Below are 15,129 nucleotides of genomic sequence, written 5' to 3'. Positions count from 1 at the left end.
TGAAGCCCGCCTGATGAAGCTCGCCCGCAGCCCGCCTTCAGCCGGGGAGGACGCCGTCCAGGAAGCGGGTGAGTTCCGCGAAGGCCTCCGCCCGGTCCGTCTCGTGGAAGACCTCGTGCCGGGCGCCGGGACGGATCCGCTCGGTGAGCCGGCCGCCGCTGAGCCGCTCGACACCGATCCGGCTGCCGGCGAGCGGGACGAGCCGGTCGTCCTCGCCGTGCAGCCACAGCAGCGGGAGCGAGCCGACATCGCCGCCCTCGGCCACGGCCCGCAGGGCACGGGCGAACGCCTCCACGGTCGGCCGCTTCATCGGACCGTGCCAGACCAGCGGGTCCGCCGCGTACGCCGCGCCCACCCGCGGGTCACGGGAGAGCGCGGCCGGGCTGACGGGCGTGTCCGGGATCTCGTCGAGGGCGAGCAGCCGTCCCGGCAGCTCCCAGGCGCCGATCACCGGCCCGGACAGCACCAGCGCGGCCAGCTCGCCGCCGTACCGCTGGGCGTAGCGGGCCGCGATCAGCCCGCCCATGGAGTGCCCGACCAGGACCACCGGCACGTCCGGGCAGCCGGCCCGCGCCAGTTCCGCCACCGTGCGCAGATCGGCGACCACGTCCTCGAAGTCGTCGATCAGCACCCGCTCGCCCGCCGACCTGCCGTGGCCCATGTGGTCGGGCGCGAACACGGCCGCCCCGTGCCCGGCCAGGACGCCGGCCAGTTCCTCGTACCGGCCGGCGTGTTCCCCGTAGCCGTGCGCCACCAGCGCCACGTACCGGGGCCCTTCCCGCGGCCACAGGCGCACGGCGAGCGAGCCGCGGCGTCCCGGCAGGACGCGCACGTGGGAGTCGGCCATGTCTCCTCGTCTCATCCGGTCCTCCGGCTGTGTCGGCCAGGTCCCTGCCGGGAATCTTCCCAGCGGGCGAGGCGGCGTTCTATAGTCCAAAACTAGCATCGCTAATTAATTGTCGCCGTGTGCTGTCGGTCAGGAGTCCCGTTCGTGCGTCCCGTCCACTTCGCGGCCGCCCGCCGCACCCCCATCGGCAGACTGCGCGGAGCCCTCTCCGGCGTGCGGCCCGACGACCTCGCCGCGGCCGTGATCCGCGGTCTCGTCGCCGACGTGCCCGCCCTCGACCCGGCGCGCGTCGACGACGTCTACTGGGGCGCCGCCAACCAGGCCGGCGAGGACAACCGCAACGTCGCCCGGATGGCCGCCCTCCTCGCCGGCCTGCCCGAGTCCGTCCCCGGCGCCACCGTCAACCGCCTGTGCGCCTCCGGCCTGGAGGCGGTCACCGCCGCCGCCCGCACCATCGCCGCGGGGGAGGCCGACATCGTGCTCGCGGGCGGCTCCGAGTCGATGAGCCGCGCCCCCTTCGTGCTGCCCCGCCCGGACGAGGCCCTCCCGCACCGCATGGAGACCGCCGACACCCGCCTCGGCTGGCGGCTCGTCAACCCCGCGATGAAGGAGCTGCACGGCCTGCTGTCGATGGGGGAGACCGCCGAGGAGGTCGCCGAGCGGTACGGCGTGTCCCGTGAGCGGCAGGACGGCTTCGCCCTGCGCAGCCACCGGCTGGCCGCCGCGGCGCGCGGGAACGGCCACTTCGACGACGAACTGCTGCCGGTGCGGCGCCCGGACGGGGTCGTCGTCGACGCCGACGAGTGCATCCGGGAGGACACCTCCCCCGAGAAACTGGCCCGCCTCAAGCCGGTCTTCCGCCCGGGCGGCACGGTCACCGCGGGCAACGCCTCGCCGATGAACGACGGCGCGGCCGGCCTGCTGCTGGTCAGCGAGGAGGCCCTGAACGAGCTGGGCCTGGAGTCGCTGGGCCGGTACGTCGCCGGCGCCTCGGCCGGCGTCCACCCCGACGTGATGGGCATCGGGCCGGTCCCCGCCACCCGCCGGGCGCTGGCCCGCGTCGGCTGGGGCATCGGCGACATCGAGGAGGCCGAGTTCAACGAGGCCTTCGCCGCCCAGGCCGTCGCCTGCGTCGACCAGCTCGGCATCGACCCGGACCTCGTCAACCCGAGCGGCGGCGCGATCGCCCTCGGCCACCCGCTCGGCTGTTCCGGCGCCCGCATCCTGACGACCCTGCTGCACCGGATGCGGCGCACCCGGGCGCGGCGCGGGCTGGCGACCATGTGCGTGGGCGTCGGCCAGGGCAGCGCGGTACTCGTGGAGCGGCACTGAGCGGGGCGGCCTGGTGGACGCGGCGGACCGGGCCGACTGGCGAGACGGTGCTGACCGCACCGGACGCCTGCGCATAGCATCGGTGCCCGCATGGACACGATGACGCTGTGGCACATATCCGGCTGGGGATTCGCCGCCCTCGCCTTCGCGGCCCTTCTGGTCGGCTTCTCGAAGACCGCCGTGAGCGGGGCCAACACGGTGAGCCTCGCCGTCTTCGCGGCGGTGCTTCCCGCCCGCGCCTCCACCGGCGTACTGCTGCCGCTCCTGATCGCCGGGGACGTGCTCGCCGTCCTCACCTACCGGCGGCACGCCCACTGGCCCACGCTGTGGCGGCTGTTCCCGGCCGTCGCCGTGGGCGTGGTCGTCGGCACCCTGTTCCTGGTGTGGGCCGACGACGCCGTCGTGCGGACCTCCATCGGCGCGATCCTGCTGCTGATGGCGGGGGTGACGGTGTGGCGGCGGCGCACGGCCGACGCCGACCGGGAGCCCGACCCGGTCACCGCCCGGGTCGGCCGCCTCAAGGCCCGCTCCTACGGCGTCCTCGGCGGCTTCACCACGATGGTCGCCAACGCGGGCGGCCCGGTGATGTCGCTGTACCTGCTGTCCGCGGGCTTCCGCAAGCTCGGCTTCCTCGGCACGTCGGCCTTCTTCTTCCTCATCGTCAACGTCTCCAAGCTGCCCTTCAGCGCCGGTCTCGGCCTGATCGACGGCCGCTCGCTGCTCCTCGACGCCGCGCTCGCGGTGTTCGTCGTACCCGGCGCGTTCCTCGGCAAATGGGCCGTGACCCGCATCAACCAGCGGCTCTTCGAGCAGCTCGTCATCGCGGCGACCGTGGTCGGCGGTGTGCAGCTACTGCTGCACTGACCCGCGCGGCAGCGCGGGCAGCTCCGCGAAGGAGTCGATCACGTGGTCCGGGGTGCCGTCGGCCGCCCGGAGCGTGTCCGGCCGGTACTTGCCGGTCCGCACCAGCACCCCGGTGATCCCGGCCGCCTGCGCCGCCGGCACGTCCGACTCGACGTCGTCCCCGATCATCACCGCCGGGACGACAGCCGTGAGGAGACGTTCGGGGAGGGAATGCGACGGCGGGGGGCGTTGTTGGACCGGCTGTGATTGACATGCTCGGATCAAGAAGATCGGTTCCTGGTCCGTGGCGTGGGTGAAAGGAGATGACCCGCATGGCACGCAGCAAGGCGCGCCCCGTCGTCACGCTGAGGTCGACGGCCGGAACCGGCGTCACCTACGTGACCCGCAAGAACCGGCAGAACCACCCCGACCGGCTGGTCCTGCGCAAGTACGACCCGGTGGCCGCGGCGCACGTCCCGTTCCGGGAGACGCGCTGACGAACCTCCGCCATCCGGCGGACGGCCACGAGGAAGGAAACACCGTGAAGCCCCGCATTCATCCCGTCACCCGTCCGGTGGTCTTCCGAGACCGCGCCGCGGACGTCGCCTTCCTGACCCGCTCCACCGCCGGCTCGTCCCGGACGATCGAGTGGGAGGACGGCAACACCTACCCGGTCATCGACGTCGAGATCTCGTCGGCGAGCCATCCCTTCTACACCGGGAACCAGCGGGTCCTGGACACCGCCGGCCGTGTGGAGCGCTTCGAGCGCCGCTACGGCCGCCGCCCGGCCACGGCCACGGCCCGGCACTGACGCCGCCCGGCGCCCGGGAGAACAGATGGGAACCCCGGGGAACCGCCAGGAAACCCCGGGGGAACCCCTGGGGCTCCCCGGAAGACCCCCGGGGGGCCCGGAGAACGAGGAGAGTCCACCCATGAAGGTGCGCAAGTCCCTGCGCGCGCTGAAGTCCCGTCCCGGCGCCCAGGTGGTCCGCCGGCGGGGCGTCACCTACGTGCTGAACAAGAAGGACCCGCGCTTCAAGGCCCGCCAGGGCTGACGACAGCGTGATCGCGGGCGGCCGTCCATCCCGGGCGGCCGCCCGCCCGTGTCGGCGGCACCCTCGGGCGGGCCGTTGCCCTGGTCCGCCCGCGGACCTCGTACGCTCCTGGCATGTCCCCGCACGTCCTGATCCTCGGCGGCACCGCCGAGGCCCGCGAACTGGCCGCCGTCCTCACCGCACGCCCCGGCACGCGCGTCACCACATCCCTCGCGGGGCGCGTGAAACGGCCGGGCGCGCTGGCGGGAGAGGTGCGCGTCGGCGGGTTCGGCGGCGCGCCGGGCCTGGCCGGCTGGCTGCGCGAACAGCGCGTGGACGCCCTCGTCGACGCCACCCACCCGTTCGCCGAGTCGATCACCGCGAACGCGGCACTGGCCGCGGCGGAGACCGGCGTGCCGGCGGTGGTGCTGCGCCGCCCCGGCTGGCAGCCCGGCCCCGGCGACCGCTGGTACCCGGTCCCGTCGCTCACCGCGGCGGCCGGCCTGCTGCCCTCGCTCGGCCGCCGGGTGTTCCTCACCACCGGGCGTCTGGGCCTCGCCGCCTTCGCCCACCTGACGGAACTCCACTTCGTCGTGCGGTCGGTGGAACCGCCTGAGCCGCCCGTGCCGCCGCACACCGAGGTGCTGCTCGCGCGTGGGCCGTTCACGGTGGCCGACGAGAGGGCGCTGCTGCGGGAGTTCCTGGCCGACGTGGTGGTGACCAAGGACAGCGGGGGAGAGGCGACTGCCGCCAAGCTGACGGCCGCGCGCGAACTCGCCCTGCCGGTCGTGGTCGTACGGCGTCCGCCGCTGCCGTCCGGTGTGACCGCGGTGCCCGACGTGGCCGGGGTGCTCGCCCGCCTCGGCCTCACCGCGCCGTGACCGGCGCCCGCCCGCACCGCACTACTGTCCGCGGTGCCGCCGCAGCAGATACGTGTCCATGATCCAGCCCTTGCGCTCGCGGGCCTCGGCCCGCAGCCGCTCGATGCGGTCGGCGGCCTCCGCGATCGGACCGGAGACGAGGATCTCGTCCGGCGTGCCTATGTACGCCCCCCAGTAGATGTCGATGTCCTGGTCGGCGTACTTCCGGAAAGTCCGGTGGGCGTCCAGCATCACGACCACGTCGTCCACGTCCTCCGGGAACCCCTCCGCGAGCCGCCGGCCGGTGGTGATCTGGACCGGGCGGGCTACCCGGTTCAGGCCGACGCGGTGCCGGGCGACGAGCGCCGAGACGCTGCTGATGCCCGGCACGACGTCGTACTCGAAGTCGACCGCGCCCCGCGCCAGCACCTCCTCCAGGATCCCGAGCGTGCTGTCGTACAGCGCGGGATCCCCCCACACCAGGAACGCCCCGCTCTCGTCCTCGCCCAGTTCCTCGGCGATCAGCCGCTCGTAGATTCCGGCGCGGGCGCTGCGCCAGTCCCCGACGGCGGGGGAGTAGGCCGCCCCGCCCGCGCTGCGGTCCCGCTCCGGATCCCGCGCCTCGACCACCCGGTACGACCCCTGCGGCAGGTGCGCGTCCAGCATGTCCCGGCGCAGCCGGGTCAGGTCGTCCTTCACCTCGCCCTTGTCCAGGACGAAGAAGACGTCCGTGCCGCGCAGCGCCTTGACCGCCTGCAGGGTCAGCTGGTCGGGGTCGCCCGCGCCGATACCGATGACATGAATCTTTCGCACGCCCCGAGTCTGCCGCACGCCACTGACAACGCCCGCACCGCGTCCGCCCCGGCCGGCACCCGCATCGCGTCCGCCCCGGCCGGCACCCGCATCGCGTCCGCCCCGGCGGGCCGCCTCACCGCAGCCTGGGCGCCCGCGCCGCCGGATCCACCGCCCCGCCGTCCCGCTCCACCACATCGGCCAGCTCCCGCGCCCATGCATCCAGCCCCGCGAGATCCATCCCGTACGGCCGCCGCACCCCCGAGCGCGCCGCCCACTCCGCGACGTTCCCGGCGCCCCGCCGCAGCAGCCGGGCGCCGCCCGTGACGTTCCCCCGTGCGGCGTGCGTGAGCCCCACGGCGAGCTGGGCCAAGCCCCGCCACAATCCCCGCTCCTGCTCGGGCCCCGACTTCCAGGCGTCCTCGAACACCTCGTGCGCGTGGAAGGGTCTGCCCGCGTCCAGCAGTTCCTGGGCCTCGGCGACGGTCCGTTCCGGCGTGCGCACGACCCCCTCGGGCTGCCGGGCCACGCCCCGCGCCCCGTACGGCAGGGGCCGCCCGAGCCCGTCCCGGGGCCGCGCGCTGCGCGCCCGCCCCGCACCGTCCCGGTCCCGCACGCCCGCCTGCCGCCTGGAGCCTGTGTCATCCATACGCCGATTGTCCCGCGCCCCCACGCCCCTATGCCCCCGCGCCCCCGCGCCCGCTTCGGCCCGGGCCCGCGCGTGGGGTAAAGTACTGACCGCGCGATCACACGGCCGACCGTGTGCGGCGCACCGGGACGTGGCGCAGCTTGGTAGCGCACTTGACTGGGGGTCAAGGGGTCGCAGGTTCAAATCCTGTCGTCCCGACTGGAGCTCCGCTCCGTAGTCGCAGATCGAAGGGTCCCACCCCACGCAACTTGGGTTCTAGTGGGGCCCTTCGATCATGTTCCGCCCGGACATCACCAGAGCTTGTCAATCTCCCCTGAATACAGCTCGATCCGGGAATGATGGAACGACGCCTGCGCCTGACGGCCCGCAGCCGAGAAGAAGTCCGACATCGTGACCTTGTCGAAACCGGGCTGATCGCTGGGGAAGGGAGCCTGCGGTGTTCCCCCGATGAGTACGGCTCCCGGAAGCACATGCCAGCCGGCGCTCTCATAGAACGCCTGCAGCGGGCGATCACACGTGAACAGGCCCAGGTCCAGGCTCTGGGCGAGCATCCTCTCCCGCGCCGCTGCCACCAGCTGCCGGCCATGCCCACGGCCACGTGCCTGCTTGCTCGTCACCACCGTGCTCAGCCCGCCGGCCGAAAAGCGCCGACCGGCATGGACGATCTCTTTGCACAGGATGTCCAGCGCGGCCAGCACGGTCCCCTCGTCCACAAGCAGCATCGACAACGGGCGCAGTGCAGGATCGTGGGTCGGGGTGTCAACAGCAGCGACCGGCCCGGACCCGGACGGCCATGCCTGCTCTTGGATCTCTCTCACCTGGACACGCAAGTCGGCGGGAGTGGCTGCTTCTGGGAACGACAAGATCTGCACCCGCCGATTGTGCTCACGCCCCGCGCAAGCGCAAGCGATTCGAACGACGGCCAGAGGCCGTGCCCGAGCTTGAGGATCCCGGCCGTCCTGGACGACCTGCGCCGGCCGACACGTGGTCACCGTCGTGTGCGGCGGCAACGTCGACGTGGGCGCCTGTCACCGCTGGGTCGGTACGGCTTCCGTCCGCAACAGTCCTTGAAGCTGGGTGGGGTGACGGCGTGTGCCGCCACCCCGGTGCGTCAGCCGGCCCTCAGAGGGTCCGCATCATGATGCACCTGTCCGGGGCGACCGTGGTGACGGAGACGAGCTCCGCCGCCGAAGCACTCGGCGCCGCCGCACCGAGAACGCCGACGGTGACGAACAGGCTGGCACCGACGGTCCACCTCCGCATCGTGCTCACGAACAGCACCTTTCCATGTCGATCAACAATGCGGAGGAACTTATCGGATGATCGTCTCGGATGAGAAATCGAGACCAGGTCACTTGTTGTGCATTGAATTACTGTCGGGCAGGGCGCCTGCCAGAACGCTTTCCGCCTGTGCCTTCTCGTCGAGGTCGTGGGTGCGTTCGGCCAGGGCGATCGCGGCTTGGAGGTGCTCCCTCGCCGGGCCGGGGCGGCCCGCGTCGAACTGCGCCTGTCCTATGCGCCTCAGCGCCTGTATCTCCTGGTGCGCCGCACCGATCACGCGCGCGGCCTCAAGGGCTTGCGTGAGGTGCCCCACGGCGCTCTCGGCGTCGCCTGCCTTCCGGTGTGCCTCGCCCAGACCGATCAGGGTGTCGGCCTGGCTCTTGCGGTCGCCGAGCGCACGGAATTCCAGGAGCGTCTCCTGGTAAAGGGGGAGAGCCGTGGCGATGTCCCCCATTTCCGTGAGGACGTCGGCCAGGCTGCCGCGTACCGTGGCGCGGTCGTAGCGGTTTCCGCCGTGTTCGAGAATGGAAAGTGCCTCCTCCAGTGCGCCCCGGGCGGACCGCAGGTCCCCGCGGCGCATGTGCAGGTCGCCCATGTTGTTGAGCGTCTTGCCCACAGCCGCGTGATCGCCCATCTCGCGGAAGCCGCGCAGCGCCTTCTCGAAATGTTCCAGTGCGCGGTCGTGGTCCCCGAGGAACAGCAGGGTGACCGCCATGTTGTTGTGCAGGCGGGCGCGGGCCAGGGAATCTCCGGACACCGCGACGATGGCGTACGACTTCTGGAAGCGGGCGAGTGCCGCCCGGTGGTCGCCCAGGTGCCAGTGCAGGGTGCCGAGCGTGCGCAGTACCTCGGCCTCCGCCTCCGCGTCCCCCGTCGCGCGGGCGATGCGCAGGGCCCGGTCCCCGCTGTCGGCGGCCTCCTGGTAGCGGGCGGTATGCGCGTGGACCGCGCTGAGGTGGAGCAGGGCGCGGCACAGCGCGGCCTGCTCGCCCGTCCGGGACCAGTGGTCGACGGCGTTCTCCAGCACGATCCGGGCATCGTGCCAGTGGCACTCCTCGTCGAGGTGACCGGCCATGGCGTAGGCGAGCCGGGCGGCGGCGCCGGGGTCGCCCTGGCTGCGCGCGTGGTGCTCGGCGGCCAGCAGGTTCGCCCGCTCGGCGGTCAGCCAGGACCGCGCCGCCTCGGCGTCCGGCCAGTGCGGCGGCCGGTCGTGGACGCGGTCTCGCGGCGGGGCGGTCCTGGTGCGGCGGGGGTAGGCGACGCGGTCGGCACGGTCGGCGGCGTCGACGTAGAAGTCCAGCAGACGCCGCAGGACGTCGGCGCGCTCCTGGCCGGTGTCGTCGGCCCGGGACCTGGAGTGGCCGTACTCGCGCAGCAGGTCGTGGAACTGGTACCGGTCCGGGACCGGTTCGCGCAGCAGATGGCAGGCCAGCAGCGACTCCAGCATGCGTTCCGCCGCGGTCGGGCCGAGCCCCAGTGCGGCGGCCGCCGACTCCGTCGTGAGGTCCGGACCGGGGTGCAGGCTGAGCCGGCGGAACGCGGCGCGCTGCTCCTCCGTGAGGGTCTGGTACGTCAGATCGAAGGCGCGGACCATCTCCTTCTCGGTGTCCCGGATCTCGCCCAGCCTGCCCTCGGTGCGGGTCAGGCGGTCGGCGAGGGTGCTGAGCGTCCAGGCCGGATGAGCGCGGAAACGGCCCGCCACCAGCTCGATGGCGAGCGGGAGACGGCCGCATAATCGCACGATAAGGGCGGTCTGTCCGGCGTCCTGGGTGCGTTCCCGGCCGGCGAACGTGCGGAACAGGGCGATGGCGTCGTCGGTCGGCAGCACGTCCAGCGGGATGTGCCGGGCGTGCGGCAGGCCGGGCAGATGGCGCCGGCTCGTGATGATCGTCAACGACGGCGAGCCGCCCGGCAGCAGCGGGCGGATCTGCGCGGCGCTCACCGCGTCGTCCAGGACGATCACGGCCCGGCGCCCGGCCAGCATGGTCCGCCACAGCGCGGTACGAGCCTCCAACTCGACGGGGATGGTGTCCGCCGGGGCGCCCAGCAGCCTGAGCAGCGTGGCCAGGGCCGCGCCGGGCCCCAGCGGATCGCCGGCGGGGGAGTGGCCGCGCAGGTCCAGGTACAGCTGGGCGTCGGGGAACCGTTCCGCCAGCCGGTGCGCGCCGTGCACGGCCACGGCGGTCTTGCCGATCCCGGCCATGCCGCTGATGGTGCTGACGCACTCCAGGGTGATCACCGAGCCGTCCTCGGCCGCCGCCTCGACCGCCGCGCTCAGCGCCCGCAGTTCCGTGTGACGGCCGACCAGCGGCGGCTGGTGCGGCAGGTTCCTCGGCGCCGGTGGAGACGCGGGCGCGGAGGCAGGCGGAGACGCGGGCTCGGGCGGAGACGCGGGCTCGGGCGCGGACGGAGGCAGGGGCGGAGCCGGGGGCGTGGTCCGCCGGGATGCGGGTGGTTGTCTGCCCCGGACCAGGTCGGCGACCGGGGAGCGGTCGAGGATGCCGCGGTGGATCCGGTTCAGCTCGGCACCGGGACGGGAGCCGTACTGCGTCATCAGCAGATGGCGGGTCTCCTGGTGCACCCGCAGCGCGTCGGTGTAGCGGTTGCCGCCGTAGTACGCCAGCATCAGCTGACCCGCCAGGGTCTCGTCGCCCGGATGCCGGTCGACGAGCGCCCGCAGCTCCGCGCTCACCTCCGCGAACCGGCCCAGCCGCAGGGCGGCGGCGATCCGGGAGACGGTGGCGGCCAGCCGCCGTTCCGCCAGCGTCCGGCGCACGGTCCCGGGCCACTGGCCGGGCAGCCCCGCCAGAGCCTCGCCCCGCCACAGGCGTTCGGCGCGCTCCAGCACGGCGGCCGTCCGTTCGTCGTCACCGCTCGCGGCGAGGGCGCCGGCCCGGGTCACGAGATGACGGAACCGGTGCCAGTCGACGCATTCGTGGGCGGTCTCCAGCGTGTAGGTGTGGGCCCGGCTGACGATGCGGGGCGCGGCGCCGGACGACGGACCGGACGACGGGCCGGACGGCCGCAGCCGCCTGCGCAGTCGCGAGACGTAGCTGTGCACGCTCTCGCGGGCGCGCGGCGGAGGCTCACCGTCCCAGAGCCGGTCCACGAGCACGTCCAGCGCCACCGGCCGGCCCACGTCCAACGCCAGCAGGGCCAGCAGGGCGCGCTCCTTGTCCGAGCCGAGTTCCACCCGCCGACCGTCCACCCGGAGCCCCACCGGGCCGAGTAGCTGGAAATCCATCAGGACCTAGCCAGGGGACGCCCCGCTTCAGCGGGGTGGGGAATGGCCTCTGAGTCCTGCTCTGACCGCAACTGGGTGTACGGATCTGCACTGTTCACCTGAGCCGGCCTTTCTGCCGCGCTAGACATGCGGTGTGTGTATAGTCGTCGTGTGGCTGTGACCAGGAAGGTTCGCCGATTCTCCGGCGGTGTGTATGACCTCGGGCTCCACGTGGTGTGGTGCCCGAAGTACCGCCGTCCGGTCCTCGGCGGACGGGTCGGGGAACGGCTGGAGGAGCTGATCCGGCAGAAGGCCGACGAACGCGGGTGGGAGGTCATCGCACTTGAGGTGATGCCCGACCACGTGCACCTGTTCGTGAAGCACGACCCGAAGTCGTCGGCCTCGTACGTGGCGAACCAGTTCAAGGGCTTCACATCCCGCGTGCTGCGCGAGGAGTTCCCGCACCTGAAGTCACGGATGCCCACCCTGTGGTCGTCGTCGTACTTCGCCGCCTCCGTCGGCGCCGTGTCGGCGGCCACGGTCGAGAAGTACATCGACACCCAGTGGGAACGCCCGTCGAAGAGCGGGGACGGCTCGTGATCCGCGCGTACAAGTTCCTCCTGCGCCCCACGTCCCGTCAGACGGCCGCGCTCGGCGAGATGCTGCGGGACCACTGCTCCCTGTACAACGGCGCCCTCCAGGAACGCCGGGACGCCTACCGGCACACCTCCAAGACCACCGTCCGCTACGGGGAACAGTCCGCCCAGCTCAAGGAGATCCGGGCGTTCGATCCGGAGCGGCAGGGCCGCTGGTCGTTCTCCTCCCAGCAAGCCACCCTGCGCCGCTTGGACAAGGCGTTCCAGGCGTTCTTCCGCCGGGTCAAGGCCGGGCAGGCCCCGGGCTACCCCCGGTTCAAGGGCGCAGGGCACTTCGACACCGTCACCTTCCCCAAGGACGGCGATGGCTGCCGATGGGACTCCACCCCCCACGATCCCGTCACCCGCGTCCGCATCCAGGGTGTCGGACACGTCCGTGTGCACCAGCACCGGCCCGTGCGCGGCCGGGTCAAGACGATCGCGGTGAAGCGGGAGGGAGCCCGCTGGTACATCGTCCTGTCCTGCGGCAACGTGCCCGCAGAGGAACTGCCGCCCACCGGGGCGACTGTCGGCATCGACATGGGTGTCGCCCACTTCCTCACCACCTCGGACGGCGAACACGTCGCCAACCCGCGATTCCTCACCGCGATGGCTGAGGAGCTGGCCGTGGCACAACGCAACCTCGCCAGGTTCCCGAAGCGGACCCGGCAGCGCACCAAGCACCACCGCGCGGCGGCCCGAAAGGTCGCCAAGCTGCACGCCAAGATCCGGCGGCAGCGCGCCGACTTCCACCACAAGACCGCCCGCACGCTCATCACCGGCCACGACGTGATCGCGCACGAGCGGCTCAACACGGCGGGCATGATCAAAAGCCCCGCGCCCAAGGCCGATCCCGAGCAGCCCGGCGTGTTCCTGCCGAACGGGGCTGCCGCGAAGGCCGGCCTCAACCGCAGCATCCTCGACGCGGGTTGGGCGCAGTTCCTCGGAATCCTGGCGAACAAGGCTGAGAGTGCCGGTCGCCTCGTGGTCCCGGTGGACGCGCGCAACACTTCCCGCACGTGCCCCGAGTGCGAGCACGTCGCGAAGGGGAACCGCGTCACCCAAGCGAGGTTCGAATGCACGGCGTGCGGGTTCGCGGCGAACGCGGACCACGTCGGCGCGACGAACGTCCTCAACAGGGCCGGGCTGGTCCTCTGCGCGGCGGCTTAGCCACCGACGTAGGAAGCCCGCGCGTTTACGCGTGGGTGGAGTCACCAGTGCCTCCGGCTGGTCCGACCACATCGACGAACTGTGCAGAGGAAATCGGGCATGTCATGGAGCGACGAGCATGACAGGCGGCGGAGGGTGTTTCCAGGTACGGCCGCGGGCTGGCCGAAAGGTGGCTCCGCGGCGCGGCCGGCCCGCGCGGTCCGCATCGTCCGGGGTGCGGCGCGGGTAGGACCGACTGGACCGAGGGAACGGGCGACCGGCCGGGGGGCGGACACCATGAGCGCGGCGGGGCAGGACGGCGGAGGGAGCCGGAGCCGGAATTCCATCAGCGGATCGGCCCAGCTCAACGGGCCCACCATCCAGGCACGCGACGTCCAAGGCGGCATCCGGATCCAGAGCGCCCCGCCTCCACCCCCACCCCCGCCGACGCCCCGCCAACTCCTCCCCGTGCCAGCGCACTTCACGAACCGCCAGGACGAACTGGCCGCCCTGGACCGGCTCCTCGCACGACACCTGGACACCGGCTCCACCCAGCCGCTGATCGTGGTCAACGGCCCGGCCGGCATCGGCAAGACCACCCTGGTCTCGCGGTGGCTGCGACGGCACCGGTCCGACTTTCCCGACGGGCAGTTGTACGCCGACCTGCGCGGACACGTGGCGGACGGACCGGCCGACGGACGGGCGGACGGACCGGCCGACGGGCGCGCGGACGGGCCGGCGGACCCCGGGGACGTGCTCGGGCGGTTCCTGCGGGCGCTCGGCGGCTGGGCCGTGCCCATGGAACTGGCGGAAAGAGCGTCCCTGTGGCGGACCGTCACCGCGGACCTGCGGTTGGCGGTCATGCTGGACAACGCCTTCTCCGCGGCGCAGATCCGGCCGTTGTTGCCCGCCGGACCCGGTGGCCTCGTCGTGGTGACCAGTCGGCATCGGCTGACCGGATTGCGGCTGGACGGAGCGGAGTTCCACCGGTTGCAGGCGCTCGGGCCCGCGGCGGGGCTGGAGTTGTTCATCCGGGGTGCGGGCGAGAGCCGCGTATCGGGTCAACTGCCGGCCGTCCGCCAGGTCGTGGACCTCTGCGCGGGCCTGCCCCTCGCCGTGTGCCTCGCCTCCGCCCGGCTCGCCGCCCGCCCGAGACAGCCGGTCGCCGCACTCGCGGACGCGCTCACGCCGGACGCCGGCCGCCTGGCCGCGCTGGAAGTCGAGGGGGAGGCCACCGTGCGCAAGGCCCTGGACGCGTCGTACGCCGTGCTGGGCGCCGAGGCGGCCCGGACGTACCGGGCACTCGGTCTGCTGCCCCTGCCCGACTTCGACGTCCGGACGGTCGCCGCGGCCTGCGCGGAGTCCCTGGAATGGGCGGAACGCCGGCTGGACGAACTCGTCGAGGCCAACGTGCTCGAGGAGACCGGCCCGGACACGGTGCGCTTCCACGACCTGGTCCGCGTCCACGCCCATGACCGGGCAACCGCGACCGACACCGACGCGGACCGCGAGCGCGTGCTCCGGCGGGTCGCCGACTGGTACCTCCGGACCGCCACCGAGGCCCAACGCCAGATCACACCGGCCCAGTTGACGCTGGACCGGGACTACGCCCACCCCTCCCGGCTGCCCGTCCCCTTCACGGACGAGGCCGGGGCGCTGCGCTGGCTGAACGACCGGCGCGCCCACCTCATGGCGGTCCTGCGGCTGGCCGCCGAGCGGGACTGGCACGCCACGGCCTGGCAACTCGTCGACGCCATGTGGCCGTTGTTCCTCCGGCTGCGCCACTACGACCTGTGGATCGAGGCCCACCGCATCGGCCTGGAAGCCGCCCGCAGGGACGGACACCGGGAGGCCGAACGGCAGATGCTCAACTCCGGGGCCATCGGTCTGAGCGCCGCCCGCCGGCTCGACGACGCCGCCGATTGGTACGCGGCGTCCCTGCGGGCGGCCCGGGACGCCGGTGACGCACGAGACGAGGGGCAGGCACTGCTCGGCCTCGGTGGCTGCCACTACGAGGCGGGACGCCCCGCCGAAGCCGTGCCGTATCTGAACCGCGCGGTGGCGACCTGGGAGGAATGCGGCTACCGGCGCGGAGTCGCCCTGGCCCGAGTCCTGCTCGGCGAGGTCGCCCTCGCCCAGCAGGATCCCGAGCGGGCCGTCGCCTGCTTCGCCCGGGCCCGGACCGAGCTCCTCGCCGTGTCCGACCCGCACGACGCGGCCCGCGCCCTCGCCTTCCTCGGCCGGGCCCGGGCCCGGACCGGCGATTACCGGACGGGCGCCGCGCAGCTGGAGGAGGCGCTGGCGGTGTTCACGGCCTCCGGAGCCGTCCACTGGCAGGCCCGCACGCTGGAGATGCTCGGCGACACCGCGCGTGAACAGGGCGCGGACACGGCCGCCGCCGACTTCCACGGCCGAGCCCTCGCCCTGTACGAGACCACGAGCCCGGCGGACGCACGCCGGATGCGGGGCTCGTAGGAGCCGCCT

Annotated in this window: 15 protein-coding genes, 1 tRNA gene and 1 pseudogene; 10 read left to right on the top strand and 7 right to left on the bottom strand. The window is 73.0% G+C overall.

The features are described 5' to 3' along the window. Positions 1-37: 37 nt before the first annotated feature. Positions 38-847 carry an alpha/beta hydrolase gene (locus ACZ5GT_RS05070; protein ID WP_469014306.1) on the bottom strand — a complete coding sequence of 270 codons (810 nt, stop codon included), beginning with the start codon at positions 845-847 and terminating at the stop codon, positions 38-40. Between the two features lie 144 nt (positions 848-991). Between ACZ5GT_RS05070 and ACZ5GT_RS05065 the strand changes: the two genes are divergently transcribed. Together ACZ5GT_RS05065 and ACZ5GT_RS05060 are read left to right on the top strand one after the other, a co-directional pair. After that, positions 992-2,179 (top strand): thiolase family protein, encoded by a 1,188-nt coding sequence (locus ACZ5GT_RS05065; protein WP_469014303.1) that lies wholly within the window; start codon positions 992-994, stop codon positions 2,177-2,179. Between the two features lie 90 nt (positions 2,180-2,269). Continuing rightward, a complete protein-coding gene (locus ACZ5GT_RS05060) occupies positions 2,270-3,043 on the top strand; it encodes a sulfite exporter TauE/SafE family protein (protein ID WP_469014301.1) in 774 nt (257 codons plus the stop codon). Here ACZ5GT_RS05060 and ACZ5GT_RS05055 read toward each other — a convergent pair. Continuing rightward, positions 3,029-3,217: pseudogene (locus ACZ5GT_RS05055) on the bottom strand (HAD hydrolase-like protein); the annotation flags it as partial. The gene ACZ5GT_RS05060 and the pseudogene ACZ5GT_RS05055 overlap by 15 nt on opposite strands. A 137-nt stretch (positions 3,218-3,354) precedes the next feature. Between ACZ5GT_RS05055 and rpmG the strand changes: the two are divergent. The 4 genes from rpmG to ACZ5GT_RS05035 all read left to right on the top strand — a co-directional run bounded on the left by rpmG (position 3,355) and on the right by ACZ5GT_RS05035 (position 4,937). Continuing rightward, positions 3,355-3,519, top strand: a complete 165-nt coding sequence (rpmG, locus tag ACZ5GT_RS05050; protein WP_324785832.1) for a 50S ribosomal protein L33 — start codon at positions 3,355-3,357, stop codon at positions 3,517-3,519. Positions 3,520-3,563: 44 nt separating this feature from the next. Next, complete coding sequence (locus tag ACZ5GT_RS05045) at positions 3,564-3,833, top strand: type B 50S ribosomal protein L31 (RefSeq protein ID WP_469014298.1); 270 nt, start codon at positions 3,564-3,566, stop codon at positions 3,831-3,833. A gap of 121 nt (positions 3,834-3,954) precedes the next feature. Next, a complete protein-coding gene (ykgO, locus tag ACZ5GT_RS05040; RefSeq protein WP_351889361.1) occupies positions 3,955-4,077 on the top strand; it encodes a type B 50S ribosomal protein L36 in 123 nt (40 codons plus the stop codon). 113 nt (positions 4,078-4,190) lie between these two features. Next, on the top strand, positions 4,191-4,937 hold the full coding sequence (locus ACZ5GT_RS05035) for a cobalt-precorrin-6A reductase (RefSeq protein WP_469014296.1): 747 nt from the start codon (positions 4,191-4,193) through the stop codon (positions 4,935-4,937). A gap of 21 nt (positions 4,938-4,958) precedes the next feature. Here ACZ5GT_RS05035 and cobF read toward each other — a convergent pair whose 3' ends face one another. Together cobF and ACZ5GT_RS05025 are read right to left on the bottom strand one after the other, a co-directional pair. Next, positions 4,959-5,729 carry a precorrin-6A synthase (deacetylating) gene (gene cobF / locus ACZ5GT_RS05030; RefSeq protein WP_469014294.1) on the bottom strand — a complete coding sequence of 257 codons (771 nt, stop codon included), beginning with the start codon at positions 5,727-5,729 and terminating at the stop codon, positions 4,959-4,961. A gap of 115 nt (positions 5,730-5,844) precedes the next feature. Then, complete coding sequence (locus ACZ5GT_RS05025) at positions 5,845-6,357, bottom strand: DUF309 domain-containing protein (RefSeq protein ID WP_469014293.1); 513 nt, start codon at positions 6,355-6,357, stop codon at positions 5,845-5,847. A gap of 124 nt (positions 6,358-6,481) precedes the next feature. Between ACZ5GT_RS05025 and ACZ5GT_RS05020 the strand changes: the two genes are divergently transcribed. Continuing rightward, positions 6,482-6,555: transfer RNA gene (locus ACZ5GT_RS05020), tRNA-Pro, on the top strand. Between the two features lie 92 nt (positions 6,556-6,647). On the opposite strand, the gene ACZ5GT_RS05015 is transcribed toward ACZ5GT_RS05020, so the two are convergent. The 3 genes from ACZ5GT_RS05015 to ACZ5GT_RS05005 form a co-directional block, all read right to left on the bottom strand. Beyond that, a complete protein-coding gene (locus ACZ5GT_RS05015; RefSeq protein ID WP_469014291.1) occupies positions 6,648-7,229 on the bottom strand; it encodes a GNAT family N-acetyltransferase in 582 nt (193 codons plus the stop codon). A gap of 250 nt (positions 7,230-7,479) precedes the next feature. Continuing rightward, positions 7,480-7,629 carry a hypothetical protein gene (locus tag ACZ5GT_RS05010; RefSeq protein WP_469014289.1) on the bottom strand — a complete coding sequence of 50 codons (150 nt, stop codon included), beginning with the start codon at positions 7,627-7,629 and terminating at the stop codon, positions 7,480-7,482. Between the two features lie 79 nt (positions 7,630-7,708). Next, positions 7,709-10,882 carry an AfsR/SARP family transcriptional regulator gene (locus tag ACZ5GT_RS05005; RefSeq protein ID WP_469014288.1) on the bottom strand — a complete coding sequence of 1,058 codons (3,174 nt, stop codon included), beginning with the start codon at positions 10,880-10,882 and terminating at the stop codon, positions 7,709-7,711. Positions 10,883-11,032: 150 nt separating this feature from the next. On the opposite strand from ACZ5GT_RS05005, the gene tnpA reads away from it, so the two are divergent. The 3 genes from tnpA to ACZ5GT_RS04990 all read left to right on the top strand — a co-directional run bounded on the left by tnpA (position 11,033) and on the right by ACZ5GT_RS04990 (position 15,120). Further along, entirely contained in the window at positions 11,033-11,461 is a 429-nt protein-coding gene (tnpA, locus tag ACZ5GT_RS05000; RefSeq protein WP_469014287.1) for an IS200/IS605 family transposase, read from the top strand. Next, a complete protein-coding gene (locus ACZ5GT_RS04995; RefSeq protein ID WP_469014285.1) occupies positions 11,458-12,666 on the top strand; it encodes an RNA-guided endonuclease InsQ/TnpB family protein in 1,209 nt (402 codons plus the stop codon). The genes tnpA and ACZ5GT_RS04995 overlap by 4 nt, the downstream gene beginning before the upstream one ends. A 447-nt stretch (positions 12,667-13,113) precedes the next feature. Then, entirely contained in the window at positions 13,114-15,120 is a 2,007-nt protein-coding gene (locus ACZ5GT_RS04990; protein ID WP_469014283.1) for an ATP-binding protein, read from the top strand. The last annotated feature ends 9 nt before the right edge of the window (positions 15,121-15,129 follow it).

Source organism: Streptomyces sp. NPDC031340 (genome assembly GCF_055569945.1).
The sequence above is the reverse complement of the archived record's forward strand: the minus strand, read 5'-3'. Positions and strand labels throughout refer to the sequence as shown.